At 42.1% G+C, this 24,210-nt stretch carries 23 protein-coding genes; 9 read left to right on the top strand and 14 right to left on the bottom strand.

What is annotated here, in order from left to right:
• Positions 1–16 precede the first annotated feature (16 nt).
• From B4Q04_RS13385 to rpsF, 4 genes are all read right to left on the bottom strand, one after another.
• Entirely contained in the window at positions 17–3,154 is a 3,138-nt protein-coding gene (locus tag B4Q04_RS13385; RefSeq protein WP_088697092.1) for a TonB-dependent receptor, read from the bottom strand.
• A gap of 93 nt (positions 3,155–3,247) precedes the next feature.
• A complete protein-coding gene (gene rplI / locus B4Q04_RS13380; RefSeq protein WP_013991411.1) occupies positions 3,248–3,700 on the bottom strand; it encodes a 50S ribosomal protein L9 in 453 nt (150 codons plus the stop codon).
• Between the two features lie 12 nt (positions 3,701–3,712).
• Complete coding sequence (rpsR, locus tag B4Q04_RS13375; protein WP_013991412.1) at positions 3,713–4,009, bottom strand: 30S ribosomal protein S18; 297 nt, start codon at positions 4,007–4,009, stop codon at positions 3,713–3,715.
• Positions 4,010–4,015: 6 nt separating this feature from the next.
• Positions 4,016–4,354 carry a 30S ribosomal protein S6 gene (gene rpsF, locus B4Q04_RS13370; protein WP_013991413.1) on the bottom strand — a complete coding sequence of 113 codons (339 nt, stop codon included), beginning with the start codon at positions 4,352–4,354 and terminating at the stop codon, positions 4,016–4,018.
• A gap of 229 nt (positions 4,355–4,583) precedes the next feature.
• On the opposite strand from rpsF, the gene B4Q04_RS13365 reads away from it, so the two are divergent.
• A complete protein-coding gene (locus B4Q04_RS13365; protein WP_013991414.1) occupies positions 4,584–5,276 on the top strand; it encodes a LytR/AlgR family response regulator transcription factor in 693 nt (230 codons plus the stop codon).
• Between the two features lie 67 nt (positions 5,277–5,343).
• Here B4Q04_RS13365 and priA read toward each other — a convergent pair whose 3' ends face one another.
• Genes priA through nadC form a run of 4 tightly spaced genes read right to left on the bottom strand, consistent with a single transcriptional unit; the run spans position 5,344 to position 10,076 of the window.
• Positions 5,344–7,797: a primosomal protein N' gene (priA, locus tag B4Q04_RS13360; protein WP_088697091.1), complete on the bottom strand. Its 2,454-nt coding sequence runs from the start codon at positions 7,795–7,797 to the stop codon at positions 5,344–5,346.
• A gap of 15 nt (positions 7,798–7,812) precedes the next feature.
• Entirely contained in the window at positions 7,813–8,253 is a 441-nt protein-coding gene (locus B4Q04_RS13355; RefSeq protein WP_013991416.1) for a DUF2147 domain-containing protein, read from the bottom strand.
• A complete protein-coding gene (locus B4Q04_RS13350; RefSeq protein ID WP_013991417.1) occupies positions 8,250–9,218 on the bottom strand; it encodes a YihY/virulence factor BrkB family protein in 969 nt (322 codons plus the stop codon). Before B4Q04_RS13350 ends, B4Q04_RS13355 begins: the two co-directional genes overlap by 4 nt.
• Complete coding sequence (gene nadC, locus B4Q04_RS13345) at positions 9,219–10,076, bottom strand: carboxylating nicotinate-nucleotide diphosphorylase (protein WP_088697090.1); 858 nt, start codon at positions 10,074–10,076, stop codon at positions 9,219–9,221.
• Positions 10,077–10,205: 129 nt separating this feature from the next.
• On the opposite strand from nadC, the gene rlmH reads away from it, so the two are divergent.
• A complete protein-coding gene (rlmH, locus tag B4Q04_RS13340; protein ID WP_013991419.1) occupies positions 10,206–10,679 on the top strand; it encodes a 23S rRNA (pseudouridine(1915)-N(3))-methyltransferase RlmH in 474 nt (157 codons plus the stop codon).
• 65 nt (positions 10,680–10,744) lie between these two features.
• Here rlmH and serA read toward each other — a convergent pair whose 3' ends face one another.
• The 5 genes from serA to B4Q04_RS13315 form a co-directional block, all read right to left on the bottom strand.
• Entirely contained in the window at positions 10,745–12,637 is a 1,893-nt protein-coding gene (serA, locus tag B4Q04_RS13335; RefSeq protein ID WP_013991420.1) for a phosphoglycerate dehydrogenase, read from the bottom strand.
• 163 nt (positions 12,638–12,800) lie between these two features.
• Positions 12,801–13,601: an alpha/beta fold hydrolase gene (locus tag B4Q04_RS13330; RefSeq protein WP_236631021.1), complete on the bottom strand. Its 801-nt coding sequence runs from the start codon at positions 13,599–13,601 to the stop codon at positions 12,801–12,803.
• Positions 13,588–14,286, bottom strand: a complete 699-nt coding sequence (locus B4Q04_RS13325; RefSeq protein WP_013991422.1) for a DUF3307 domain-containing protein — start codon at positions 14,284–14,286, stop codon at positions 13,588–13,590. The genes B4Q04_RS13330 and B4Q04_RS13325 overlap by 14 nt, the downstream gene beginning before the upstream one ends.
• A complete protein-coding gene (locus B4Q04_RS13320; protein WP_013991423.1) occupies positions 14,287–14,895 on the bottom strand; it encodes a SatD family protein in 609 nt (202 codons plus the stop codon).
• An 83-nt stretch (positions 14,896–14,978) separates the two neighbouring features.
• Positions 14,979–15,431, bottom strand: a complete 453-nt coding sequence (locus tag B4Q04_RS13315; protein WP_046287660.1) for a methyltransferase family protein — start codon at positions 15,429–15,431, stop codon at positions 14,979–14,981.
• 87 nt (positions 15,432–15,518) lie between these two features.
• On the opposite strand from B4Q04_RS13315, the gene B4Q04_RS13310 reads away from it, so the two are divergent.
• The 4 genes from B4Q04_RS13310 to B4Q04_RS13295 all read left to right on the top strand — a co-directional run bounded on the left by B4Q04_RS13310 (position 15,519) and on the right by B4Q04_RS13295 (position 20,662).
• Positions 15,519–16,088, top strand: a complete 570-nt coding sequence (locus tag B4Q04_RS13310) for a non-canonical purine NTP diphosphatase (protein ID WP_013991425.1) — start codon at positions 15,519–15,521, stop codon at positions 16,086–16,088.
• A gap of 141 nt (positions 16,089–16,229) precedes the next feature.
• Positions 16,230–18,020 carry a DEAD/DEAH box helicase gene (locus B4Q04_RS13305; RefSeq protein WP_088697088.1) on the top strand — a complete coding sequence of 597 codons (1,791 nt, stop codon included), beginning with the start codon at positions 16,230–16,232 and terminating at the stop codon, positions 18,018–18,020.
• 99 nt (positions 18,021–18,119) lie between these two features.
• Positions 18,120–18,896: a carboxypeptidase-like regulatory domain-containing protein gene (locus tag B4Q04_RS13300; protein WP_046287661.1), complete on the top strand. Its 777-nt coding sequence runs from the start codon at positions 18,120–18,122 to the stop codon at positions 18,894–18,896.
• A 50-nt stretch (positions 18,897–18,946) separates the two neighbouring features.
• Positions 18,947–20,662 carry an alpha-amylase family glycosyl hydrolase gene (locus B4Q04_RS13295; protein ID WP_088697087.1) on the top strand — a complete coding sequence of 572 codons (1,716 nt, stop codon included), beginning with the start codon at positions 18,947–18,949 and terminating at the stop codon, positions 20,660–20,662.
• A gap of 98 nt (positions 20,663–20,760) precedes the next feature.
• Here B4Q04_RS13295 and B4Q04_RS13290 read toward each other — a convergent pair whose 3' ends face one another.
• On the bottom strand, positions 20,761–21,417 hold the full coding sequence (locus B4Q04_RS13290) for a TrmH family RNA methyltransferase (protein WP_013991429.1): 657 nt from the start codon (positions 21,415–21,417) through the stop codon (positions 20,761–20,763).
• Between the two features lie 35 nt (positions 21,418–21,452).
• Here B4Q04_RS13290 and B4Q04_RS13285 point away from each other — a divergent pair, with 35 nt between their 5' ends.
• From B4Q04_RS13285 to purB, 3 genes are all read left to right on the top strand, one after another.
• The gene (locus tag B4Q04_RS13285) at positions 21,453–22,145 is read left to right on the top strand and encodes an SIR2 family NAD-dependent protein deacylase (RefSeq protein ID WP_088697086.1); all 693 of its coding nucleotides are present in this window, start codon (positions 21,453–21,455) and stop codon (positions 22,143–22,145) included.
• 24 nt (positions 22,146–22,169) lie between these two features.
• Positions 22,170–22,757, top strand: coding sequence for an adenylosuccinate lyase (locus B4Q04_RS13280; protein WP_088697085.1), 588 nt, complete (start codon positions 22,170–22,172; stop codon positions 22,755–22,757).
• Between the two features lie 104 nt (positions 22,758–22,861).
• Positions 22,862–24,205 carry an adenylosuccinate lyase gene (gene purB, locus B4Q04_RS13275; protein ID WP_013991432.1) on the top strand — a complete coding sequence of 448 codons (1,344 nt, stop codon included), beginning with the start codon at positions 22,862–22,864 and terminating at the stop codon, positions 24,203–24,205.
• Positions 24,206–24,210 lie beyond the last annotated feature (5 nt).

The following is a 24,210-nucleotide window of genomic DNA, read 5'->3' as shown; positions in this document are numbered from 1 at the left end:
TAAATCTTAAGTTAATTTAGAAAATATAACGTAAACCAACCTGAGCCTGCCATCTAGATGCCAAACTAGAGTCATAACCAAAAGTTGTACTATTTTGATCTCCATTAAAAGTATAAACTGGAGCTCCAGTATCATCAAAACCAACTCCTAAAAGTTGCTCGCTATTTGGCTGTTGAATAATACCCCAATCAGAGTTTATCATATTCCCGATATTCAAAACATCAAAACTCAACTGTATGGTATTTGTTTTACCATTGCTACATTTTATTCTATAATCCTGTAACAACTTAACATCCCATTTACCTCTCCAAGGAGATATTGCCCCATATCTTTCAGCATAATCCCCTCTTCTCTCTTTTAAATAATCATCTTGGGAAATATAATTTTCTAAATTGGCAGCATCACCAGTCCTTGAAAATTGCATTAAACCTATTTCATCGGATGTAGGAACATAAATTAAATCATTAATACTAGAACCGTCTCCGTTAATATCTCCTCCATAAGTATAGTTAAAACGTGCGCCTTGTGCATACTCAAAGAAGGTAGAGAGTGTAGTGGACCATTTATCGTTGCCGTAGTCCCACTTTTTACTTGCAACTCCAATAAAACGATGTTTGTCACCATACTTGGAATGGGCCAAAACATCATTGTTTACATTACCTAAAGCCGGGTTTCCTGCAAAAGCATCTCCTGTTATCTCTGCTTCAATTGAATTTACATCCCTAGAATCCAAGAAGCTATATGCCAACATGGTATACAATCCATTGGTAAAGGACTTTTCAGCTTTTAAAGAAGCATTCCAGATTCTTCCTGTGTCAGAATTCGTCATTACAAAAGCGTTTCCATTAACAACATCACCCCAAGGTAATGTAGCCTTTGCGTGGTCACCGTCTAAATAAACTGCCCTATTATCAACTCCTTGCAATTGTCCTGAAGGCTCTTTCAAACCCCAATTCTGAACGTGAACACCATTTATATCTTTCGTATAAGACAGATCTGCAGTTAGAACAAGACCATTATCCAAACGTTTATCTACACCAATGTTGGTTCTCCAAACTTGGGGAAATTTAAAATCTGGATCTACGGCCTGATAGAAAAAGGCATCTACACCACTTACTTGGTTACCTACCCAAACAAAAGGAAAACGACCCGTAAACACACCTGTGCCCCCCCTTAGCTTAAATGTATTATCTCCCTTTATATCGTAGTTGAAACCAACTCTTGGAGATATCAACCAATCGTTGTTAGGCATTTCTGTAGAATCAATCAACAAAGCTTCTCCCGTTTCCGGGTCAAAATATTCCGTATCCGGTAGATATATCTCACCATTATCCGTATCAATAAATTCCTGGGCTTTATCCGCTGTATCAAAAAATAGAGGTTTATCCATACGTATGCCATAAGTCAATCTGAATTTTTCAGATATATTCCACTCGTCTTGTACATAAAAAGCTAATTGACCGACATTTGTTTCGGCCAACAACCATCCTCCATCTGCTCCATCACCTAAAGCATTTTTAGTATTAAAAGTAGCTTGCGCCGCAGCAAAGTCATAATTACTTGCATCAAAATCCGCAATATCTACACTACCAAAGACATCAAAGCCATAGCCTTTTAAATTAAATGAATTGTCAAACTGAAATTTCTCAAAAGAAAATCCAACTGTATATGTATGATTACCTTTAAAGAAATTCATGTTATTTGTAACCTGAAAAACTTTTTGATCTAATTTATTATTAATAGAAAAGGGTTCATGACCAGCTATAATATAAGGCGAGCCATCTTTTGTAATATTTATTACTGGAGCAGGTGTAGAGAACGGGTTTCTAAAATCATCAAAATGAGTAAACCCAACTTGCAACTTGTTTGTAGTCGTTGAAGAAAACGTTGAATTTAATTCTAACTGAAAAGAATTTAAGTTGTTGTTAATCTCATATCCCGAATTCTGAAACTGCAATGTATTTGCATTAGGTCCTCTCGTATTAATAGCGGTTGGATGCGCCGGTTTTTCCTTAGATGCCCTTAAAAAATTATATATAACCGCTAAGCGATGATCATCATTAATGTTCCAATCTAACTTAAAAATACCTTTGGTCGATTCCGAAGCATGCGTAAAGCCATCATATGAACCGGTATTATAACCCGCGGCCGCAAGGGCTGATTGAACAGAAATCAAATCACTCTCCAAAACTCTAGATTCATTAATAGCACCTGACCCACTGTTTGGAACCCAACCATTTGTTCCCAAGTCATCGCGATCATCTTTTTCAAAATTTGCAAAAAAGAACAATTTATCCTTAACTATAGGTCCACCTATACTTACTCCATATTGATTCTGATTCAAATCCGGTTTTGTAACATCCTCCCCTTTTATTTTACCTCCGGTTAAACTTTCATTTCTCGTAAAACCATATACGGTTCCATGAAACTCGTTACTACCACTTTTGGTTACGGCGTTAACAGCTGCACCGGTAAAACCGGATTGAGTTACATCATAAGGAGCGGTAGAGACTTGTATTTGCTCTATGGCATCTAAGGAAATTGGTTGCGAATCTGTTTGTCCGCCTGGGGTGGCTGCATCCAAACCAAAAGGGTTATTGAATATTGCGCCATCCAGTGAGAAGTTATTGAATTTTCCGTTACGTCCACCAAAAGAATTACCACTGGCCGTTGGCTCTAACCTAGTAAAATCTTGAGCAGAACGAGAAATGGTAGGCAAGCGCGTTAATTCCCTTCTACCTACGCTTGTTTCCGCACCAGTTCTGTCACCATTAAATGTCCCGGACCTATCAGAAACGACAACTACTTCGTCCAACGCCTGACTTTCACTTGTTAAGTTTATGTTTGCATTAAATGTTTCCCCTAATGACAAATACACATTAGTTAGACTATGTGGCTTAAAACCAACATAAGAAACTGTAACCGTATAAGGCCCACCCACCCTAAGGTTAAGTATTCTAAATAGACCATCTTCGTTGGTGATAGCACCATATTTAGTGCCCGTTGGCGTGTGCACCGCTACAACATTGGCCCCCAGCAAGGGTTGATTTTGATCATCGACCACCGAACCTGACATGTTCGAAGTAGTCACCTGAGATACTGCCGTAAAAAACGAAAAGAGCAGCAAAAAGCTAAAATGGAGTTTGTAAGACATAATCATCTGTTTGTGTTAGTCTTACAAAAATAGGGCAAAAAAAAAGAGCTATGCAGGCATAGCTCTTTGAAGTTATCATGGTGTTATTAACCGTTATTTCTTGTCGGCAACCACCTCAAAAGGGAAATCTACAACCACTTCCCTGTGTAATCTGATCTGTGCATTGTAAGGACCTGTACGTTTTACGGCACCACCTTGAATGCTAATGAACTTTTTATCGATAGCGTGACCTTCTTTCTCAAGGGCTTCAGCAAGATCGATGGTAGTAACAGAACCGAACAATTTGTCGGCTGCACCAGTCTTGGCAGAAATCTTCATCTCAAGAGCTTTAAGTGCTTCAGCAGTTTTAGTAGCTGCATCAACAATTTTCTTCTCTTTGTGAGCTCTCTGTTTCAAGTTCTCTTCCAATACCTTTTTTGCAGAAGGTGTAGCCATAGTAGCCAAACCTCTCGGAATAAGGTAATTTCTTCCGTAGCCATTCTTTACGTCTACGATATCATCTTTAAAGCCTAAATGCTCTACGTCTTGTTTTAGTATAAGTTCCATCTTGCCTTAAATTTATTTTAATAGATCGCCTACGTACGGCATCAAAGCCAAATGACGTGCTCTTTTGACCGCTTGAGCCACTTTGCGTTGGTATTTCAAAGAAGTACCGGTAAGTCTTCTAGGTAACAATTTACCTTGCTCGTTTACCAACTTCATCAAAAAGTCCGCGTCTTTGTAATCGATATATTTAATACCTGATTTCTTGAAACGGCAATACTTCTTTTTAGTATTGGTCTCAATGTTCAATGGGGTCAAATAACGGATTTCACCGTCTTTTTTTCCTTTTGCCTGTTGTTGTAATGTTGCCATAATTCCTTAAGCTTTAGCTTTTAACCTTGTTCTTCTTTTCTCAGCCCACTCAATAGCGTGCTTGTCCAGTTTAACCGTCAAGAAGCGCATGATACGCTCATCCCTTTTGAACTCTTGCTCGTAAGGAGTAATGACTTCACCAGGAGCGGTAAATTCGAACAAGTGGTAAAACCCACTTTTTTTGTGCTGTATGGCATAGGCCAATTTTTTAAGCCCCCAGTTTTCTTTGGAGACCATTTTGGCGCCATTCTTAATTAAGAAATCCTCAAATTTCTTAACTGTTTCCGCTATCTGATCATCAGAAAGCACGGGATTCAAAATGAAAACAGTTTCGTAATGGTTCATAAATGTATATTTTTTAGGATCGCAAAAATAAGAATATTTATCAGACTTTACAAGAAAATGGAAATTTCTTCGTTATAGATTGATAAACCTAACATCTTACATAACCAAATCTTAACCTAATGTCATTGCAAATAACACAAAAAAGGAGGTCAAGTTTACAACAATGTTGTATTTTCGACGGATTTTTTAGTATTTTGTCGATGATTTAACCCCACAAATCGACCCATTTATGAAATTAAGAAGTATTATCGTAGACGATTCGTCCATGCAGCGAATGGCGGTCGCGAAACTGGTAAACAGCCATCCCAACCTTGCTATGGTGGCCGAATACAGTAATGCGATCGAAGCCAAAAATGGTATTAAGAACAACGAGATCGATCTTATTTTTCTTGATGTTGAAATGCCTATTATTAGTGGATTCGACCTACTCGAATCCCTAGAAAATAGTCCGCAAGTAATTTTGATTACCGGTAAACCCGATTATGCCCTAAAGGCATTCGATTACGATGTAACCGATTATTTACACAAACCTATTACACTTGCCCGATTTGATGCCTCCGTTAAAAGAGCTGTTGCCAAATACGAGCAAATGAACCAGGTACAGGAAGACGAAGAACATATTTTTGTCAAAAGCAACCTTAAGAAACGCAAGGTAATCTTAAACGATATCAAATGGATAGAAGCCCTTGGCGACTACATAAAACTGGTAACCGACGAAGCGAACATCGTTATCTTGTCTACCATGAAATCATTTGAGCAACAATTACCGGAAGACAAATTCCTTCGTATTCACAAATCGTATATTGTGAATTTGGAGAAAATAGAAAAATTCAACAGTAAAAACGTTGAAGTTAGTGGAAGGTCCATTCCTCTTAGTAGGAACAAGAAGACCGAATTGGCAGAAGCACTGAGCAATGTCTAGCACTTCTACTTTTTAAAATATCAGTCCCGAACATTCTTCAATGTTCGGGATTTTTTTTGCTTTCCGATTAAATATGGTCCACATTGTATATAACCCGTACACTGCGGTATTGACCAACGGAGTGGAAAGATTTTTCAATTCTTTTGATAGCCGCCTTGGTCTTTACCGCCGATTGGGCATGTGGTATCTTTATCAGCACATTCTTCAAATACAGATTGCGCACTCGTGCCACCGGTGGATATTCAGGACCGAGTACATTACCCCCCAAAGTGGTTCGCAACGCTTTGGCAAACCACTCGGTGGCCTCGTTTAGCTTATTGTATTCCTTATGCTTAAAAGTAATGCGAATGACCCGATTGTTGGGCGGATATTTATATTGCTCACGCTCGTATAGCTGTTCTTTGAACATACTATCGTAGTCATGGGTAGACACTTGCTGTAGTATCTGATGGTAGGGGTTATAACTCTGGATCAAAACCTTGCCCCTTTTCTTGGTCCGGCCCGCGCGACCGGCCACTTGGGTCAACAGTTGAAAACAACGTTCGTGGGCCCGGTAATCCGGGAAGTTCAACAATGAGTCGGCATTCATGATACCCACCAAGCTCACATTTCTAAAATCCAAGCCCTTTGTCAACATTTGGGTCCCTACAAGAATATCCATCTCCTGCTGCTCAAAAGCGGTAATGATTTTTTCATAGCCATGCTTGCCCCGGGTCGTATCTAAGTCCATACGCCAGGTCTTGGCATCAGGGAACAAGGTCTCCAGCTCTTTCTCCACCTGTTCGGTCCCAAAGCCTTTGGTGTCCAAGGTAGGGCTTCCACACGCCTGACAACTCTTTTGCAATGCCATATGATAGCCGCAATAATGACACCTCAATTGTTTTTTATACTGGTGATACGTTAAGCTGACATCACAGTTAGGACATTGTGGGGAATGGCCACAGGTAGTACATTCCACTATAGGCGCATACCCTCTTCTATTCTGGAACAGTATAACCTGCTCCCCGGCCTCAAGGGCTTCTTGTATACCGAGAAACAAGCGTTCCGAAAAATGCCCCTTCATCCGGCGTTTTCGGCTCTGCTCCTTTAAATCTACCAATTCTATATCGGGCATAAGTACATTGCCATAACGCCGACTGATCTCGGCATAGCCGTACTTACCGATTTTCGCATTGTAAAAACTCTCTATACTGGGCGTAGCGGACCCCAATAAAATATTGGCCTTGTGCAGTTTGGCCAAAACTACGGCCGCATCCCTTGCATGGTATCTCGGTGCGGGATCAAACTGCTTGAACGAACTCTCGTGCTCTTCATCTACAATGATCAGGCCCAAATCGGAGAAGGGCAAGAACAAGGCCGAACGCGCCCCAATCACAATCTGGGCCTTGTTTTCCTTTAGCAGGACATTATTATACACTTCCACCCGCTCTTGAACACTATATTTAGAGTGAAAGACCGAAACCAGCTCGCCAAAATATTCTTGCAGACGTGAAATCAATTGGGTCGTCAACGCTATTTCCGGCAAGAGGTACAGGGCCTGTTGCCCCCTTTGCACACATTCCTCTATCAACCGTACATAGACCTCGGTTTTCCCCGAAGACGTAACCCCGTGCAGCAGGGTAACCTTATCCTCTTTAAAACTTTCGGAAATATCATCAAAGGCCTTTTGCTGATATTCGTTCAATGCCTTGAGCTCACCACCCTCATCCCCTTCATAGTTGACACGGTCGGTCCTTATAAAATACTCTTCTAAAATACCTTTGTTGACAAGAGACTTTATAACCGATTTTGAGCCCCCGCTTATGTTTTCGAGTTCAGTGACCTTGATCGGTTTTTTACTGGTAGCCTGCAATTGAAAGAGGGACAACACGACCTGGCTTTGCTTAGGGGCCCGCGACAGATCGTTCAGAAGGGCTTCCAATTTCGCCTCCTCGAGGTATGCTTTCCCCAACTTTACATACCGTATGAGTTTAGGCTTGTACTGTTCGTACATTTCCTCTTTTAGAAGAACGACATTCTTTTCTATAAGTCGATTCAATACGGGCAAGATATTCTTTCGGTCGACAATGGCGCTTACCTCTTGGACCTTTAGCGCCGATTGATGCTGCAAGGCCTCGTATACCAAGAATTCATCATCCTCCAAAGTAGACTCATCTACCTCCTCCTTATCATTACGAAGGATAAGGGTTTCGCTCTCCAATAAAAATGCACCGGGCACCGCACTTCGGAACACCTCCCCAATGGTACACATATAATAATCCGCAATCCACTGCCAGTGTTTAAGTTGAACCGTATTTACGATAGGGTGCTCGTCAAGTATACGGTCGATTTCCTTTGCCTCATAAAGCTTTGGCGCATCGGTATGCACCTGGTACACCAAAGCTGTATAAATTTTAGATTTTCCAAAGGGAACCCCTACCCGCATGCCCGGGCACAAAAATTCCGCCTCTTCTTTGGAAACGGCATAGGTAAAAAGTTTCTCTAAAGGAATCGGTAAGATTACATCGATAAAATACTGCATACTCTATTTGGAATTCTACCCGTCTACACGAATCCAAGTCTGGGTGCGATAAATAAAGGCCAAGTAGCCCCTTACTTTGAGTTCATCAGGATTATCGGGATTGAGCCAAATTTTACATCTAAAGGTCATGGCCTGCTGGGGATCAAAGAGCTTATCTCCCTTATAGACACCATTTCCATGGTGCTCCGCCCCTTCAATGATGGTCATACCCAATACAGGCTTATCTTTTAGCTCACCTTCACATTTGGTACACACGAAATTCTCCTTGCCCTCTTCTACGATTTCGATCACCTTTCCGTGCATCTTCCCATCCTCTTCATAAATCTCTATGATCGCCTTTGGTTTGCCCGTACGGTCATCAATGGTCTTCCATTTACCGAAAACCCCTTGTGAGCGCCCCATTGGGCATAGCATGATAAAAAATATAAAAAAACTTAAAATTGCGTTCGTACTCATTTCTTAGTATATGTTTTTCTTAACGAGTTCAACGAAGCATTAAGCTCGAACCCTAACAGCAATATATTGGAATTTAACCAGATATATACCATAAGAATCAACAAACCTCCCAAAGCTCCGTATAATTCGTTGTATCTGGCGAATTTTTCAACATAAACCCCAAATAAATACGAGGTCAACATGAACAACAACGTGGTCATAAGCGCCCCAACCGAAAAAAATCGGGCGTGCCTACCCTCGGTAGTCCCAAAATAATACAATATAGCCGTGGTAAAATAAGATAAAAGAACAAAAAACAGCACCTTACCTATTTTCGCACCGACAATATCATTCTGAGTGAGGTCGTACCCCCTAGTTTTAGCGGCCCACACACTAAGATAATCAATTATATACAATTCGAAATAGCCATAGACCACAGCCCCAACGATCAACAATATTGACAAAATCAACCCCACCATAAGGGCATAGATATACTGGCGGAAGAAATTTCGTGTCAACTCTACATGGTACGAATTCTCAAAGCCCCCAAAGATGGCATTGACCCCATTAGCCATTAAAAAAATGGAAAAGAAAAAAGCGGAAGACAAGAGCCCTCCCTGTTTTTGGTCTTTGATCTGCTGGTAAATCTCCCCAAAATAGTCACTCGTGGCCGAGGGCAAAAAAGACTCCAAAAAGAGCAGGAACTGGGAATCGAAATTTTCATTGCCCACACTCACATAGGGCAAGATAAAAGGGATTAGGGTAATTAGAAATATCAACAAAGGAAACAATGCCAAAAATAGGCTAAACGCAATAGAACTGGCCCGTGTTGAAATAGCACCTTGAATGATGCCATGAACATACATTTCCAACAAGTCGTACAGAGATAGCCCTTCAAACCCAGGCAGCTTAACCCCTTTAAAAAAGCGCGCCAACCAATTGATTATCGGAATTTTATCGATTTTCTCTTCTATCTCTTGCGACATTTATACCGCTTTTAGGCTTAAATCCTTATTAAACACCGAATGGGTAAGCGCTCCAGAAGAAATATAGTTCACCCCACACTCGGCATACTTACGAAGGGTATCTTCATTGATACCTCCAGAAGACTCGGTCAAACAGCTATCACCTATCATAGCAACGGCCTTACGTGTATCTTCATAATTAAAGTTATCGATAAGAATGCGATATACACCTCCGGCCTCTAGAATTTGCTTTATTTCATCCAAATCGCGTGCCTCCACTATTATTTTTAGATCTCGGCCGGTTTCCCGTAAATAGTCTTTCGTTTTCTGAATGGCCTTAGCAATTCCCCCGGCAAAATCAATATGGTTATCCTTGAGCATAATCATATCGTAGAGTGCAAACCTATGGTTTTCACCCCCGCCAATCTTAACGGCCCATTTCTCCAATGCACGAATACCCGGAGTGGTCTTTCGGGTGTCCAAAATTTTAGTACCCGTTCCTTCCAATAACTTAACGAAGGAATTTGTTTTGGTCGCAATGGCACTCATGCGCTGCATGGCGTTCAAAACCAAGCGCTCCGCTTTCAAAATACTTTGGGACCTTCCGGAAACATAAAAGACAATATCCCCATATTTCACCGGCGACCCATCGTTTATCAGTGTTTCCACCTCCATATCGGCATCTACGTACTTAAAAACCTGCTTAGCAAACTCCACACCCGCAATAATACCTTCATCTTTCACCAACAACTTGGCCTTCCCCATAGCCGTATCGGGAATACAGGCCAAGGAGCTATGGTCGCCATCGCCCACATCTTCTCGAATGGCATTGGCTATAATATTATCTATTTCTTTTTGAAACTGTTCTTCGGAAATCATGCTTGGAATTTTACTTAAAGCTAAATTAGTAAATTGTTCGGGGTTTATTGACCTTGTCCCAAGGCTTATTTATTTGTATTGCCATACGTCCTATTCTTGAAGTTTATTATTTCAAATTATATTTGCCCCATGACCATAAAACTTATAGCAATAGGAAAAACGGATAGTAAGTCCCTATTACAGCTCATATCGGAGTACGAGAACAGGCTAAAGCACTATGTAAAGTTTGAACTTGAGATTATTCCCGACATAAAAAACGCAAAAAACCTCACGGAAGCCCAACAAAAGGAAAAAGAAGGCCAGCTGATCCTAAAAAAGCTCGGCCCGACCGATGCACTAGTGTTGTTGGACGAAAATGGAAGACAGCATTCTTCGGTAGAATTTTCGGCCTATTTACAGAAGAAAATGAATTCGGGCCTAAAACAGCTTGTATTCGTAATCGGTGGTCCTTATGGCTTCAGTCCTGAAGTTTACGCAAAGGCCAAGGGAAAAATAAGCCTATCTAAAATGACTTTTTCACACCAAATGGTACGCTTGTTCGTGGTCGAACAAATCTATCGAGCCTTCACCATTTTACGGAACGAACCCTACCACCACCAATAAAAAATAAAAACGGCCCTCGTAAAAGAGAGCCGTTTTTTATATAACATCTGTATCAGTATCAACGACTAGTACAAAACCCTAAACTTAATAGTGTTCTCTACTTTTTTGAGCGCTTTGATAACATCTTTATTGTATTCCTTATCCAAATCGGTAATCACATAGCCTACCTCGCTATCCGTAGACAAATATTGTCCGGAGATATTCAAGCCGTATTTGGCCAATACCTCATTGATCTTAGCCATAATACCCGGTACATTCTTGTGTATATGCAAGAAACGGTGTGCGTTCCGTTGTTTTGGCAAACGGATATTCGGGAAGTTCACCGCATCAACAGTATTCCCTGAATTGATATAATCCATAATCTTGTTCGGAACGAAATCGGCAATATCGCGTTGCGCTTCTTCGGTACTACCACCAACGTGGGGCGTAAGTATTACATTTTTCAAACCTTGAAGCGGCGTATAAAACTCACCGTTGCTACGCGGCTCTTCCGGATATACATCTATGGCGGCACCGGCAAGTTTACCTGATTTCAAGGCATTGGCCAAGGCATCGATATCGACAACGAAGCCTCTTGACAAGTTAATGAGCATGGCGCCATTTCTCATCTGGCTTATTTCACGCTCACCGATAAAATTCTTATTGGCCTTGTTATCATCGATATGTAAGGTAACTACATCGGAAACATTCAATAAATCTTCTAAGGTATTGCATTTTTTAGCATTACCCATTGACAGTTTATCGTCAACATCATAATAATAAACACGCATACCCACGGCTTCCGCCAAAATGGAAAGTTGCTTCCCTATGTTACCATAGCCGACAATTCCGAGGTTCTTACCACGCACTTCCCTTGACCCTTCGGCCGTTTTTTGCCATTGCCCGTTGTGGATCTCACTACTTCTGGCAAAAACACTTCGCATCAGCATGATGATCTCACCAATGGCCAACTCGACCACGGAACGGGTGTTGCTATACGGCGCATTGAACACTACCACCCCCTTTTTCTTGGCGTACTGCAAATCTATCTGGGTAGTACCGATACAAAACGCACCGACCACCATAAGTTTGTCGGCCGCATCCAATACCTTTTGGGTCACTTGCGTTTTAGAGCGAATACCCAATACGTGTACCCCCTTTATTCTTTCTATCAGTTCGTCTTCCGGTATACTGTGTTTTACAAGTTCTACCGAAAATCCTTCTTCAGACAAATTCTTAAAAGCGGCTGGGTGGACATTTTCAAGAAGCAATATCTTGATTCTGTTCTTTGGGTATGATATATTACGTGGCAAATCGTTCACAAATAAAAATTCATCCATATTAGGAGTTATATAGTCAGCGTTCTGGGCTGCTTTTTCGCGATGTACATTTTCGGTATAAGCAAAGAATTTATCGGCAATTCCGGCTTCGCGCATAACGTAATCGCTATAACCATCACCAATAACCTGAACCTCGCCTTCAAGGTTCATTTGCTTAAGACATTCAATTTTTCCGTTATGCTGTGAAAGTACGTTTTTTGAATCAAACCCGACAATATTTCCTTCTTCATCAAATTCAAAGGTATTGGCATAAACCCTTTCGGATGGAATATTGTACTCCTTGACGATAGGATCGATAAACTCTTTGAATCCACAAGAAATCACATAAATATCATCTGAAAATTTCTCGAAAAAATCTTTATTGGCAGCAATAGACTTCGATATCTTATGACGCAACTCCTCTACTAAGGGGCCTAAATCGTCTTTATGGGCGTTCAACAACTTTATACGTTGCTCCAAGGATTCGGTAAACGATATATCGCCATCAATTCCCAAATTTGTAATCTCCTGAATACGACGAACGATTTCGTCTCGATCCGACTTGCCTTCCAAGGTCATTTCGGCCAGCACATCTAAAGCTTCGACCCTTGTTAAGGTACTATCAAAATCGAATATGTATTTCCTACCTGTCTCTACCATGGCTTTGCTAAAAAATTAAGGGACAAAAATAAAGATTATTTCTGTCCGAAGTCCACTAAAATGCCTAAAAGTTACTCCTATAACTAATCTAGCTTTTTTTGATAGGGAATTTCATGTTTCCAAGGAAGAAAAAACACGGTCGAAAGCAAGCAAGAAAGCCGGTTTAATCTAAAAATGAGACCACGGCTTCGGAAAAGGCCTTTGTTTTGTAGGTGCCGTTATGATCACCTTCAACAATGACAAATTCACTTTTGGGAATTGCCTTATGCAGTTCTTCGGGACTACCATTATCGGTATCCCCATCCCCCGCAATGACCAGTACTTTGGCCTTCACATAGGCCAAATGGCTTTTTCTGGTGTAAGGTTGGTAGCGCTGTTGTAGATAGAGACTTCTAAAGTCGGCACCTACCGATTTCGCATAGGCTACGGCATCTTTCGTTTCTTCGGTGACCCTTCCGGCAAAGGCTTTCATAAATTTAATTTTCCTAGGCCACATATAGTCGGTAAAATCGATGCCCATACCTCCTAAAACCGCCTTTTTCACCCGCTTGTCGCGCAACAAAAGTTTTGCCAGCACAATACTGCCCCGAGAATACCCAATGGCCATATATTTTTTTTGTCGCAAGTGCTGCATAAGAAACATAACATCCATTACCTCGGCATCAAAATCGTAGCCTTCCTCGGTCTGGGGCTTGTCCGACTCCCCATTACCCCGAAGATCAAGGGCGACGACCCTAAACCCTTCTTTCAGCAACTGTTTCTTTAATTCGGTTTTCTGCCAAGATTCCTTGGTATTGATAAACCCATGAATAAGTAAAACTACCTTTCCCTCACCCTCATCGGTATAAGCAATTTTTGTATCGTCGAAAGAAGTAAAGAATTTGGTCTGGCACCGTGCCGTGACCATTGACAACAAAAAAACGAACGGCAGAAGCAGCCGTATCCTTAATTTACGCATTGACATAAATGATTCCTGTAATTATGGCAAGTCCGAAACTCAACAAGGTTCCTATTAAAATATACTCGGTAAGTTTACGGTTATTGCTTTCCTTTAAATCGTTGAACCTAAAAACCGATTTGGCCCCTATCAGAAGACCTATAGCTTCCCACCTTCCCATAATAATAAACATAAGAACGAACAACCGCTCTATTATGCCTATATACTTTCCGGCGTTGGGCAATGATTTATGATCCAATTCAATTTTGTCCGACATGGCTTCCAGCAATTTCCCCATGATAATCGCGGCAGGAGAACTGACGAATACGATCGCAGTGACCAAAGGCCAATCCAACCCTTGAAAAAGAGCCATTGTATGTTCGGTCAGATTTCCGTAATACACACAACAATACAACACCAATATATGAAGCACCTGATCTAAAAAGAACGGAACACTTTTAAGCCTGAACCTAGGCGTAACGTACAATTTGGCCAAGTCGATAACATAATGTGAAGCCGCAATGATCAAGGCTATTTTCCAATATTGCAAATCCCACACCAATAGCATGATCAACGCAAAGTGAAGCAAAACATGCAGGTAAAGGTATCTCGACTTTTCCCTATTTGCTTCCTTATGAATTACCCAACGGCTCGGTTGCAACAAAAAATCGCCAATCAAGTGGGCCAGTAAAAGTTTAGTGAACAGAACCATCTAACTTAATTCTTTTAAAGTTTTTGAATAATACGCAAGTAATTCCTGTACCAAATCCAGACGAGCCCGTTTTTGACGTTGGCTTACCGCCGACTGCTGAATATTGAGCCTTTCGGCAATTTCGCGTTGCGAAGCATCAGGATAATCTAAAGCCAACACAATAATCTCTGCCGATACAGGACTCCAGTCATCCATAAAGTGCAGCGCCAACTTTAACATGAGATTTAAGGTCTCATCAATAAAACCGTTTCCGGTAGCAATGGTCAAATTAAGCTTCTCTTCCTTAAGGGACTCAAAAGTTCTACCCGACCGATGATAAGCCGGACCGTTGGACTCACTCACTCCGACCCCCTTAAAGGTTTCACTGCCCAAACCAATGCCCATACGAACATCCAAGCCCTTTACCGTTTTTATCAAGGCCTTTATATGTATGGCCGCACGCAAGGCATCTTCCTTGGCTATTTTCAACTGAAACTCATCACCCCTATAGACCTCCCAATCGATGGGCGAACTACCAAGCCTAGACAGGTAAGCCTTGAGAATGCCCAACCACTCCGACGAGTTGTGGTTTTCTGAATTAATGATGTCTCCCGTAATTATTGCTACCATAACTATATAAGCTAAAACGCTAATATATTAAAATATAAGTCAAAAAGCTAATATTTTTAATTATAAGTCATATCGCTTATACATCAGAACCACCTCCGAACATTGAGACAATACTGCCTGTACTCCTTACCAAAAAGCTCTAAAAGCGCCGTTTCTTCAGGAATGATCTGAAATCGGTTCATATAGGCCACAAAACCCGCCGCCAACAAAGTATTGAATGCATTCCCCAACCAAATACCCCAAACCAGTAACACCATCAACAAAGCCAAGTACATCGGATTTCTAGAATAGGCAAAAATACCCCCCCGAACCAACCGACTTGCCTTTGAAGGCGCCGTAGGATCAATAGTAGTGCGCAGCCTGAAGAATTGAAAAAGGGCCCAAGCCGCGACTATAGCCGCAAAGAACAACAATACCCCCATCAGGTAATATCGGCCGAAAAAATCAAAATACCCGAAAGGCAAAAATGAAGCCAGTAAATACATCAAACCGGCAAAAACCAAAAAAACAACCGCGGGAGGTATCTTCAACTCCATAATAACATATTTATAGCTTTTCAAAATTACTATTTTTGCCACCACTAAAAGCATCCTACTAAAAACAATCTCAAATTTCAACCTTATATGAAACTGGTTTTCGCAACGCACAACAAGAACAAACTCGACGAGGTAAAGGCACTCGTACCCTCACATATCGAACTGGTTTCATTGACCGATATCGGCTGTTTTGACGAAATACCCGAAACTGGAAGCACCTTAGAGGAAAACGCCCAACTAAAAGCCGATTACGTTACCGAAAATTACGGCTTACCGTGCTTTGCAGACGACACCGGCCTTTTAGTAGACGCATTAAACGGTGAACCCGGGGTCTTCTCCGCAAGATATGCCGGTGAAGGCAAAAATGCCGACGACAACATGAACAAACTTTTGACCAAGTTAAAAGACCACCCTAATCGTTCTGCACACTTTAAAACAGCAATAGCCCTAAACCTAAACGAAAAAAAATACATGTTCGAGGGCATAGTGGAAGGCCATATAACCTCGCAAAAAACAGGGGGTGGCGGTTTTGGCTATGATCCTATTTTTCAACCCAAGGGATACAAAAAGACCTTTGCCGAAATTCCCTTGGAAACCAAAAACCGTATCAGCCACAGGGGCCTAGCCATTCAAAAATTATTAGATTTCCTTCGATAATCGCTATCTCGATAATTAAACGTACCTTTGCACCTTAATTTTAACGCCGCCGGTATGGCAGGTGTTGCTCCGAGTACTAAGGTTATATACGATAATCGCTCTATGCAACACACCTATTAGCGATTTAAGTATACCTTTTTTATGACAAAATTTGAAGCATTAGGGCTAAGTCAGCCCCTATTGGACGCTGTGAAGGACATGGGTTTTGAAAGCCCTTCCGAAGTACAGGAAAAAGCAATCCCAATTTTATTGGAAAGCGAAACGGACCTCGTGGCGCTTGCACAAACAGGAACCGGTAAAACGGCCGCCTTTGGTTTTCCGTTAATTCAGAAACTCGACAGCAACAGCAGAACTACCCAAGGGTTGATACTCTCCCCTACCCGCGAACTTTGTTTGCAGATTACCAACGAGATTCAGGCTTACTCCAAGTTTGTAAAAGGTTTGAACACCGTTGCAATTTATGGTGGGGCCAGCATCACCGATCAGGCCCGACAAATCAAACGTGGCGCACAGATCGTTGTGGCAACGCCCGGTAGAATGAAGGACATGATCAGCCGTGGCCTAGTCGATATTACAAAAATCGACTACTGTGTTCTCGATGAGGCCGATGAAATGCTCAACATGGGCTTTTTTGAAGACATAAAGGATATTCTTTCGAATACCCCTAAAGACAAATCTACTTGGTTGTTTTCAGCTACTATGCCCAGGGAAGTAGCTACAATCGCCAAAAAATTCATGCATAGCCCTATTGAAATTACGGTAGGAGCAAAAAATGCAGGAACCTCTAACGTACAGCACGAATATTACGTAGTTGGCGGAAGAGATAGATACCCCGCCCTTAAGCGACTTGCAGATGCCAACCCCGATATTTTCTCGGTAGTTTTCTGTAGAACGAAAAGAGACACACAACGCGTTGCCGAAAAGTTAATCGAAGACGGATACAACGCAGGAGCATTACATGGCGATTTAAGCCAGAACCAACGAGATTTGGTAATGAACTCCTTCCGTAAAAAACAAATACAAATGTTGGTCGCTACCGATGTAGCGGCTCGTGGTATTGATGTCGATGACATTACCCATGTTATCAACTACCAGCTTCCCGATGAAATCGAGACCTATACCCACCGTAGTGGCCGTACAGGTAGAGCCGGTAAATCCGGTATTTCAATGGTTATCGTAACCCGAAGTGAAATGCGGAAGATCCACGCCATAGAGAAAAAGATCCAACAAGATTTTATCTCTAAGAAAACTCCAACGGGTATAGAGATTTGCGAAATACAACTTTACCACTTGGCCAACAAAATAAAGGAAACCAAGATAAACAAAGACGTAGAGAATTACCTTCCCGCCATTAACGATGTTCTTGAAGGAATAGACCGTGACGAGCTTATCAAAAAAATCGTATCGGTTGAGTTTACGCGTTTCTCTAACTATTACAACAAAACCAAAGACCTCAATTCATCCGGTTCTGACGACCGCGGAAGGGAAAGAAGCGAAAGAGGTGAAAGAAATACGCACGCCCCATCTAATGGTTCGGTACGTTACTTTATCAATGTAGGGGAAAAAGACGGTTACGACTGGATGTCATTAAAAGACTTCCTTCGAGACACCTTGAACCTAGGTAAAGAAGACGTTTACAAAGTTGATACGAAAGACTCGTTTTCTTTCTTCAATACCGAAGCGGAACACACCGAACAGATCCTTCAGTTTTTTACCGACTTCAAATTAGAAGGCAGGTTCATAAACGTTGAAGTATCTAAAAACCCCGGCGGAAGCGGCGGCGGTAGAGGAAGAAATGACCGAGGCAGAAAAAGAGATCGCGATAACGATCGAGGTGGCAGGTCTAGAGGTAGGGACAGAAGTTCCTCTAAAGGAAAACCCAGCCATTCGGGAAAAAGAAGAAGTTCAAAAAGCAGAAGCGACTTCTTTTAAGCCCCTAACAACTTATATTTAAAGTTAATTGTATATTAAAAAATACGCTTCGGCGTATTTTTTTGTTTTGTTTAGTACATTTAAACTATGCTTAAAGTAATGAAACCAATTGTATTCTTTTTCTTCTTGTTTTCAACCCTTTCCATTTTTGCGCAAGACGACGAAGAAACCGAAGTAAGAGATATAACAGCCATCGTTGTTAACGCACAAACCGACGCCCCCATGGAGAGTGTCCACATTGTAAACCTCAACAAGGTGGTGGGTACCATTACCAATGGTGAAGGTCAGTTTACCATTACCGCCTCCGTCAACGACACCCTTTATTTTTCATTTCTCGGATTTAAGTCGCAAAAAATCAGGGTTACCAATGACATGTACAAGTTCAAGAATACAAAAATTGCCCTTACCGAGCTGGCATACGCCCTTGAAGAAGTAATCGTCAAGCCCTATCAGCTTACCGGCTACCTTGAAATCGATGTCAAGAACGCCCCTATAAACAACGCATACCAGTATAGTATTTCAGGACTTTCGGTAGGTTACGAGGGCGGAAATAAGAATCCGAGTGCCGTAACCAAGGTATTGGGCGCCATTTTAAACCCCGCCGATTTACTGCGCAACCTCTTTGGAAAACAGCCCAATCAAATGCGAAAGCTGAGAAAAATGAAGGAAGATGACCAAATCCGCGATCTTTTGGCATCGAAATTCGACCGGGAAATCCTTACCGAACTCCTTCAAATAGAGAAGGTTGACATACAAGACATCCTCAACAACTGCAACTATTCAAAATCGTTTATCACCACGGCCAACGACCTACAGATCCTTGACGCAATAAGCAGCTGCTACGAAGAATTCAAGGTCTTAAATCGTAAAAAATAAATTTTCTATTTCCCATAGCATTTTATAGCTTTAGGGAAAATAGATTTCATATGAAAAGACTGCTCTACGCGGTTGTTGTTTTTTCGATTTTTATCGCTTGTAAGGAAGAGCGAAAAGAAATTATAGAAGAGGTACCCGTTAAGACCGATTCGATAGCCACCCATGTTGAACCGGTAAAAAACCTTCCATTCTCCTGGGAAGCGGCCAATATCTATTTTTTATTGACGGACAGGTTCAATAACGGGACTACCGAAAACGACCTAAACTACGACAGAACGGAACCTACGGGCCCCTTAAGAGGGTTTATGGGAGGTGACATACAGGGCATTACCCAAAAAATAGAGGAAGGTTATTTTTCCGACCTCGGCATCAATGCCATTTGGTTTACGCCCGTAGTAGAACAAGTTCACGGAAGTACCGATGAAGGCACCGGCAACACCTATGCCTATCACGGCTACTGGACCAAGGATTGGACAGCCCTTGACCCCAATTTTGGCACGCGAAAAGACCTGGAAAAAATGGTAAAAGCGGCCCATAAGCACGGTATTCGTGTATTGATGGACGTTGTGCTCAACCATACCGGCCCGGTTACCGACAAAGATGAAGCGTGGCCCGAAGAATGGATACGAACCTCGCCCACATGTGACTTTACCTCTTACGAAACCACGGTCGAGTGTACACTGGTAGAAAATCTACCCGACGTTCGAACCGAATCGAACGAAGCGGTCGAACTCCCCGATGCCCTTTTGGCCAAATGGAAGGAAGAAGGCCGACTTAGCCAAGAACTAGACGAACTTCAACTTTTCTTTGAACGTACGGGATACCCAAGGGCGCCCCGTTACTACATCATCAAATGGCTCACCGATTACGTAAACCACCTCGGTATAGACGGTTTTAGGGTAGACACCGTAAAACACGTAAACGAAAACGCTTGGTCGGAGCTCTATAAAGAAGCTTCCTTTGCCTTTGAGAATTGGAAAAAAATGCACCCCGATAAAGTGCTGGACGACCAGCCCTTCTATATGGTAGGCGAAGTGTATAACTACGGGATTTCCAACGGAAGGGAATTCGACTTCAAAGACAAAAAAGTAGATTACTTTGCCCATGGCTTCAAAAGCCTTATCAACTTTGAACTAAAGGAAGATGCCAAGAAAGATTACGAATCGATTTTCCATAAGTATGACAAAATACTACGCTCACAACTAAACGGAAAAAGTGTGGTCAACTACCTGACCTCCCATGATGACGGACATCCATACGACATTGAACGTAAAGACCCTATCAGGGCCGCGAATATCTTAATGCTTACACCTGGGGCTTCCCAAATTTATTACGGAGACGAAACCGCCCGTAGCCTCACCGTAACGGGCACTGAGGACACCCCCGTACAAGGCGATGCCTCATTGCGTTCGTTCATGAATTGGGAAGAACTCGACAGTCTGCCCAAAACCAAAGAAATCTTTGAACATTGGAAGAAATTGGGTACGTTCAGAAGGAAGCACTTGGCCGTCGGGGCGGGCATTCACAAAAGACTTGGAAAAAGCCCTTATGTCTTTAGCCGCAGTTACTCCGAAGGCGATATAAAGGATAAAGTGGTTATCGGACTCGACCTCCCCAAAGGCAAAAAATCGCTTTGGGTCAAAGGCTTTTTCGGAGATGGGACCAAACTATACGATACCTATTCCGATACCGAAGTCGTGGTACAAAACGGAAAAGTGATTCTTGAAAACGACTACAACATCGCACTTTTAGAACACAAAGAATAAGCCTTACATATAATATATCGGTTGTAAATTATATACAATAAAAAAGGTCGCTTCTACCGAGAAAAAGGAAGAAGCCTCCCCTTAGCTTATATATTTTATTAGCCCTCCACTTCGTACCGCTTTAAAATATCGTCAATACTTTTAATCGATTTTTTCGTCCAGTCAAGACGTTTTTCCAGTTTTTCGGCATCGCTCAGCTGCCATTGCAGGTCGGTAGCCCTAAGTTTTACGGCCAAATGCTGTAAAATAATGGCCGCGGAAACCGATATATTCAAACTTTCGGTAAAGCCCAACATCGGTATCTTTAAAAAACCGTCACTCTGCTCCATAGCCTCTTGACTCAAGCCTGTGCGCTCCGTACCGAACAAAAATGCCGTCTTTCCCTCTATTTCAAAATCTTCCAAAAAACGGGAATCGTTGTGGGGGGTAGTCGCAATGACCTTGTACCCGTCCGATTTCAGCCTTTGGATACACTCGTTCGTACTTTTATATCTATGTACATCTACCCACTGCTGGGCCCCCATAGCGATTTTATCGTCTAATCGCTTACCATACCTAGATTCTATTACGTGCGCCTCTTGAATGCCGAACACCTCACAACTGCGGATGACGGCACTGGTATTGTGTAATTGGTACACATCTTCAATAGCTACCGTTAGTAATTTTGTTCGGTCTTCCAATATTTCCAAAAACCGTTGTTTTCGTTCTTCTGAAATAAAATTTTCCAGATATTCGAGAAGTTCTTCCTTAACCATATATCGAATATAATAAAAACTCTATTTTTATAACGATGAAGAAAAAAATTACGATTTTGACCGGTGCCGGAATGAGTGCGGAAAGCGGCATAAATACCTTTAGGGATGCAGGAGGACTATGGGAAGGGCATGACGTTATGGAAGTCGCTTCACCCGAGGGTTTTGCCAAGAATCCGGAACTCGTTCTCAATTTCTACAACCAAAGGCGACGACAACTTCAACAGGTAAAGCCCAACCTGGCCCATAAGGCCTTGGTCGAACTTGAAAAACTATTCGATGTCACCATCGTTACCCAAAACGTAGATGATCTTCATGAAAGGGCAGGCAGCTCAAACATAATTCACCTTCACGGGGAATTACTCAAAGTACGAAGTACCGGAAATGAAAATCGCGTCCTCGACTGGACCAAGGACCTCAATTTAGGGGACCGCTGTGAACAAGGCCATCAATTGCGTCCGCATATCGTTTGGTTCGGTGAAGCCGTTCCCCTTTTGGAACAAGCGGCCATTGCCACCCAAAATGCCGACATCCTTATCATTATCGGCACATCAATGCAAGTATATCCCGCAGCAAGCCTTATCGACTATGCGCAGGGGCATGTACCTATTTATTTTGTCGACCCAAGACCCAGTGTTTCCGAAAACCACTATAACCATCTCACCGTTATAGCCAAAACCGCGGTAGAAGGGGTTCCCGATTTGGTGCGTGACCTTATCGAATCGATTTAACTACACTAACGCCTACCATCGAAAATGACTGAAAAGGAACTGTACCAATCGTTAGACTACGTAAACCACTCACGCGAGAAACGGGCTGAAATAGCACTCCTGGTCACTACAAATCCTCAATTGGTAAGGCCTTTGCTCAAAATTGCCTTTGAGGTAGACAACCCCATATCCAATAAGGCCTGTTGGGTCTTGGAATTTACGGCTAAGGAAAACCTTCCCTTTCTTTACCCCCATTTAGATGTTTTTACGGCCAATCTCGGCAGGGTACATTTTGACTCCGCCGTACGGCCCCTTGCCAAAATTTGCGAGTTTTTGACCAAGACCTATTTCTCAAAACAAAAAAACGAACTACAGGCGATTATGACCGAAACGCAACTTGAACGCCTAACCGCGGCATGTTTCGATTGGTTGATAGGAGAGCACAAAGTAGCGGCCAAAGCCTATTCCATGACCTCATTATGGCTACTCGGCCAGAGGTATCCATGGATCCACCCCGAACTAAAAATGATCTTAGAACAAAATTATCCAGAGGGAAGTGCCGCTTATCAAGCCAGGGCGAGGGAAATTTTGGCCAAGTTAAAGAAGTTGTCGGCCCAAAAACCGAGTTATTAACTTTTTAACTACAACTTTTTAGTACAAGACACCTAAAAACCTTTTAAAACTAGCCATCATAAGGTATCTTTGCTTTTTTTCGAAAATCAACCTTATACAACATTATGTCGCTAAACGCTTTGAACGCTATTTCGCCTATAGATGGGCGCTACAGAAGTAAAACTGAACCATTGGCACCATTTTTTTCGGAGGAAGCCCTTATCAAGTACAGAGTACGGGTTGAAATCGAATATTTTATAGCCTTGTGCGAAATTCCATTACCCCAACTTTCAGGGTTCGACCACGGCAAATTTGAGGCGCTACGCGAAATCTATATCAATTTTGATACGGCCGACGCACAAGAAATCAAAGAAATAGAGAAAACCACCAATCACGACGTAAAAGCGGTGGAATATTTTATCAAGAGTGCTTTTGATAAATTAGGCCTATCGGCCCATAAAGAGTTCATTCACTTCGGACTAACCTCCCAAGACATCAATAACACGGCCATTCCGCTCTCTATCAAAGAGGCTACCAATGAAGTATACGTACCCGAATACACGGCCTTATTGAACAAAATCGAGGAGTTGGCCAAAGAATGGGCCGACATCCCCATGTTGGCACGAACACACGGACAACCGGCATCGCCAACCCGTCTCGGTAAGGAAATAGAAGTTTTTGCCGTACGTTTAAAAGAGCAGTTCAACCTCTTGAACGATATCCCCAGTGCCGCCAAGTTTGGAGGGGCTACAGGAAACTATAACGCACACAAGGTCGCCTATCCTTCTATTGACTGGAAAGCTTTTGGAACCCGATTTGTACAAGAAAAACTAGGGCTGCATCACTCCTTCCCTACGACACAAATTGAACACTACGACCATATGGCCGCCTTGTTCGATACCTTAAAAAGGATCAATACCATAATTCTTGATTTAGACCGGGATTTTTGGACCTATGTTTCAATGGATTATTTTAAACAACGCATCAAAAAAGGTGAAGTTGGATCATCGGCCATGCCGCACAAGGTAAACCCCATAGATTTTGAAAATTCCGAAGGTAACCTAGGTATAGCAAATGCCCTCTTTGAGCACCTATCGGCCAAATTACCGGTTTCCCGTTTGCAACGCGACCTTACCGACAGTACGGTTCTTAGAAACGCCGGAATGCCCTTTGCCCATACGGTAATCGCATTTCAGTCAACATTAAAAGGATTGAACAAACTCTTGTTGAACAAAGAGAAATTTGAGCAAGACCTTGAAAACAACTGGGCCGTAGTAGCCGAAGCCATTCAGACGATCTTACGAAGGGAAGGCTACCCCAACCCTTACGAAGCATTAAAGGGACTCACCCGTACCAATGCCAAAATAGACCAGAATTCCATTGCCGATTTTATCGATACACTTGAGGTTTCAGAAGAAATCAAACAAGAGCTTAAGGTAATTACCCCGAGCAACTATACCGGAATTTAAAAATT

The sequence above is a fragment of the Zobellia sp. OII3 genome (assembly GCF_002211465.1).
Lineage (GTDB): Bacteria > Bacteroidota > Bacteroidia > Flavobacteriales > Flavobacteriaceae > Zobellia > Zobellia galactanivorans.
The sequence above is the reverse complement of the archived record's forward strand: the minus strand, read 5'-3'. Positions and strand labels throughout refer to the sequence as shown.

Excerpts from the sequence above, each read along its gene's own strand:
- B4Q04_RS13385 (WP_088697092.1), bottom strand. The coding sequence starts at position 3,154 with ATGTCTTACAAACTCCATTTTAGCTTTTTGCTGCTCTTTTCGTTTTTT.
- rplI (WP_013991411.1), bottom strand. The coding sequence starts at position 3,700 with ATGGAACTTATACTAAAACAAGACGTAGAGCATTTAGGCTTTAAAGAT.
- rpsR (WP_013991412.1), bottom strand. The coding sequence starts at position 4,009 with ATGGCAACATTACAACAACAGGCAAAAGGAAAAAAAGACGGTGAAATC.
- rpsF (WP_013991413.1), bottom strand. The coding sequence starts at position 4,354 with ATGAACCATTACGAAACTGTTTTCATTTTGAATCCCGTGCTTTCTGAT.
- B4Q04_RS13365 (WP_013991414.1), top strand. The coding sequence starts at position 4,584 with ATGAAATTAAGAAGTATTATCGTAGACGATTCGTCCATGCAGCGAATG.
- priA (WP_088697091.1), bottom strand. The coding sequence starts at position 7,797 with ATGCAGTATTTTATCGATGTAATCTTACCGATTCCTTTAGAGAAACTT.
- B4Q04_RS13355 (WP_013991416.1), bottom strand. The coding sequence starts at position 8,253 with ATGAGTACGAACGCAATTTTAAGTTTTTTTATATTTTTTATCATGCTA.
- B4Q04_RS13350 (WP_013991417.1), bottom strand. The coding sequence starts at position 9,218 with ATGTCGCAAGAGATAGAAGAGAAAATCGATAAAATTCCGATAATCAAT.
- nadC (WP_088697090.1), bottom strand. The coding sequence starts at position 10,076 with ATGATTTCCGAAGAACAGTTTCAAAAAGAAATAGATAATATTATAGCC.
- rlmH (WP_013991419.1), top strand. The coding sequence starts at position 10,206 with ATGACCATAAAACTTATAGCAATAGGAAAAACGGATAGTAAGTCCCTA.
- serA (WP_013991420.1), bottom strand. The coding sequence starts at position 12,637 with ATGGTAGAGACAGGTAGGAAATACATATTCGATTTTGATAGTACCTTA.
- B4Q04_RS13330 (WP_236631021.1), bottom strand. The coding sequence starts at position 13,601 with ATGTCAATGCGTAAATTAAGGATACGGCTGCTTCTGCCGTTCGTTTTT.
- B4Q04_RS13325 (WP_013991422.1), bottom strand. The coding sequence starts at position 14,286 with ATGGTTCTGTTCACTAAACTTTTACTGGCCCACTTGATTGGCGATTTT.
- B4Q04_RS13320 (WP_013991423.1), bottom strand. The coding sequence starts at position 14,895 with ATGGTAGCAATAATTACGGGAGACATCATTAATTCAGAAAACCACAAC.
- B4Q04_RS13315 (WP_046287660.1), bottom strand. The coding sequence starts at position 15,431 with ATGGAGTTGAAGATACCTCCCGCGGTTGTTTTTTTGGTTTTTGCCGGT.
- B4Q04_RS13310 (WP_013991425.1), top strand. The coding sequence starts at position 15,519 with ATGAAACTGGTTTTCGCAACGCACAACAAGAACAAACTCGACGAGGTA.
- B4Q04_RS13305 (WP_088697088.1), top strand. The coding sequence starts at position 16,230 with ATGACAAAATTTGAAGCATTAGGGCTAAGTCAGCCCCTATTGGACGCT.
- B4Q04_RS13300 (WP_046287661.1), top strand. The coding sequence starts at position 18,120 with ATGAAACCAATTGTATTCTTTTTCTTCTTGTTTTCAACCCTTTCCATT.
- B4Q04_RS13295 (WP_088697087.1), top strand. The coding sequence starts at position 18,947 with ATGAAAAGACTGCTCTACGCGGTTGTTGTTTTTTCGATTTTTATCGCT.
- B4Q04_RS13290 (WP_013991429.1), bottom strand. The coding sequence starts at position 21,417 with ATGGTTAAGGAAGAACTTCTCGAATATCTGGAAAATTTTATTTCAGAA.
- B4Q04_RS13285 (WP_088697086.1), top strand. The coding sequence starts at position 21,453 with ATGAAGAAAAAAATTACGATTTTGACCGGTGCCGGAATGAGTGCGGAA.
- B4Q04_RS13280 (WP_088697085.1), top strand. The coding sequence starts at position 22,170 with ATGACTGAAAAGGAACTGTACCAATCGTTAGACTACGTAAACCACTCA.
- purB (WP_013991432.1), top strand. The coding sequence starts at position 22,862 with ATGTCGCTAAACGCTTTGAACGCTATTTCGCCTATAGATGGGCGCTAC.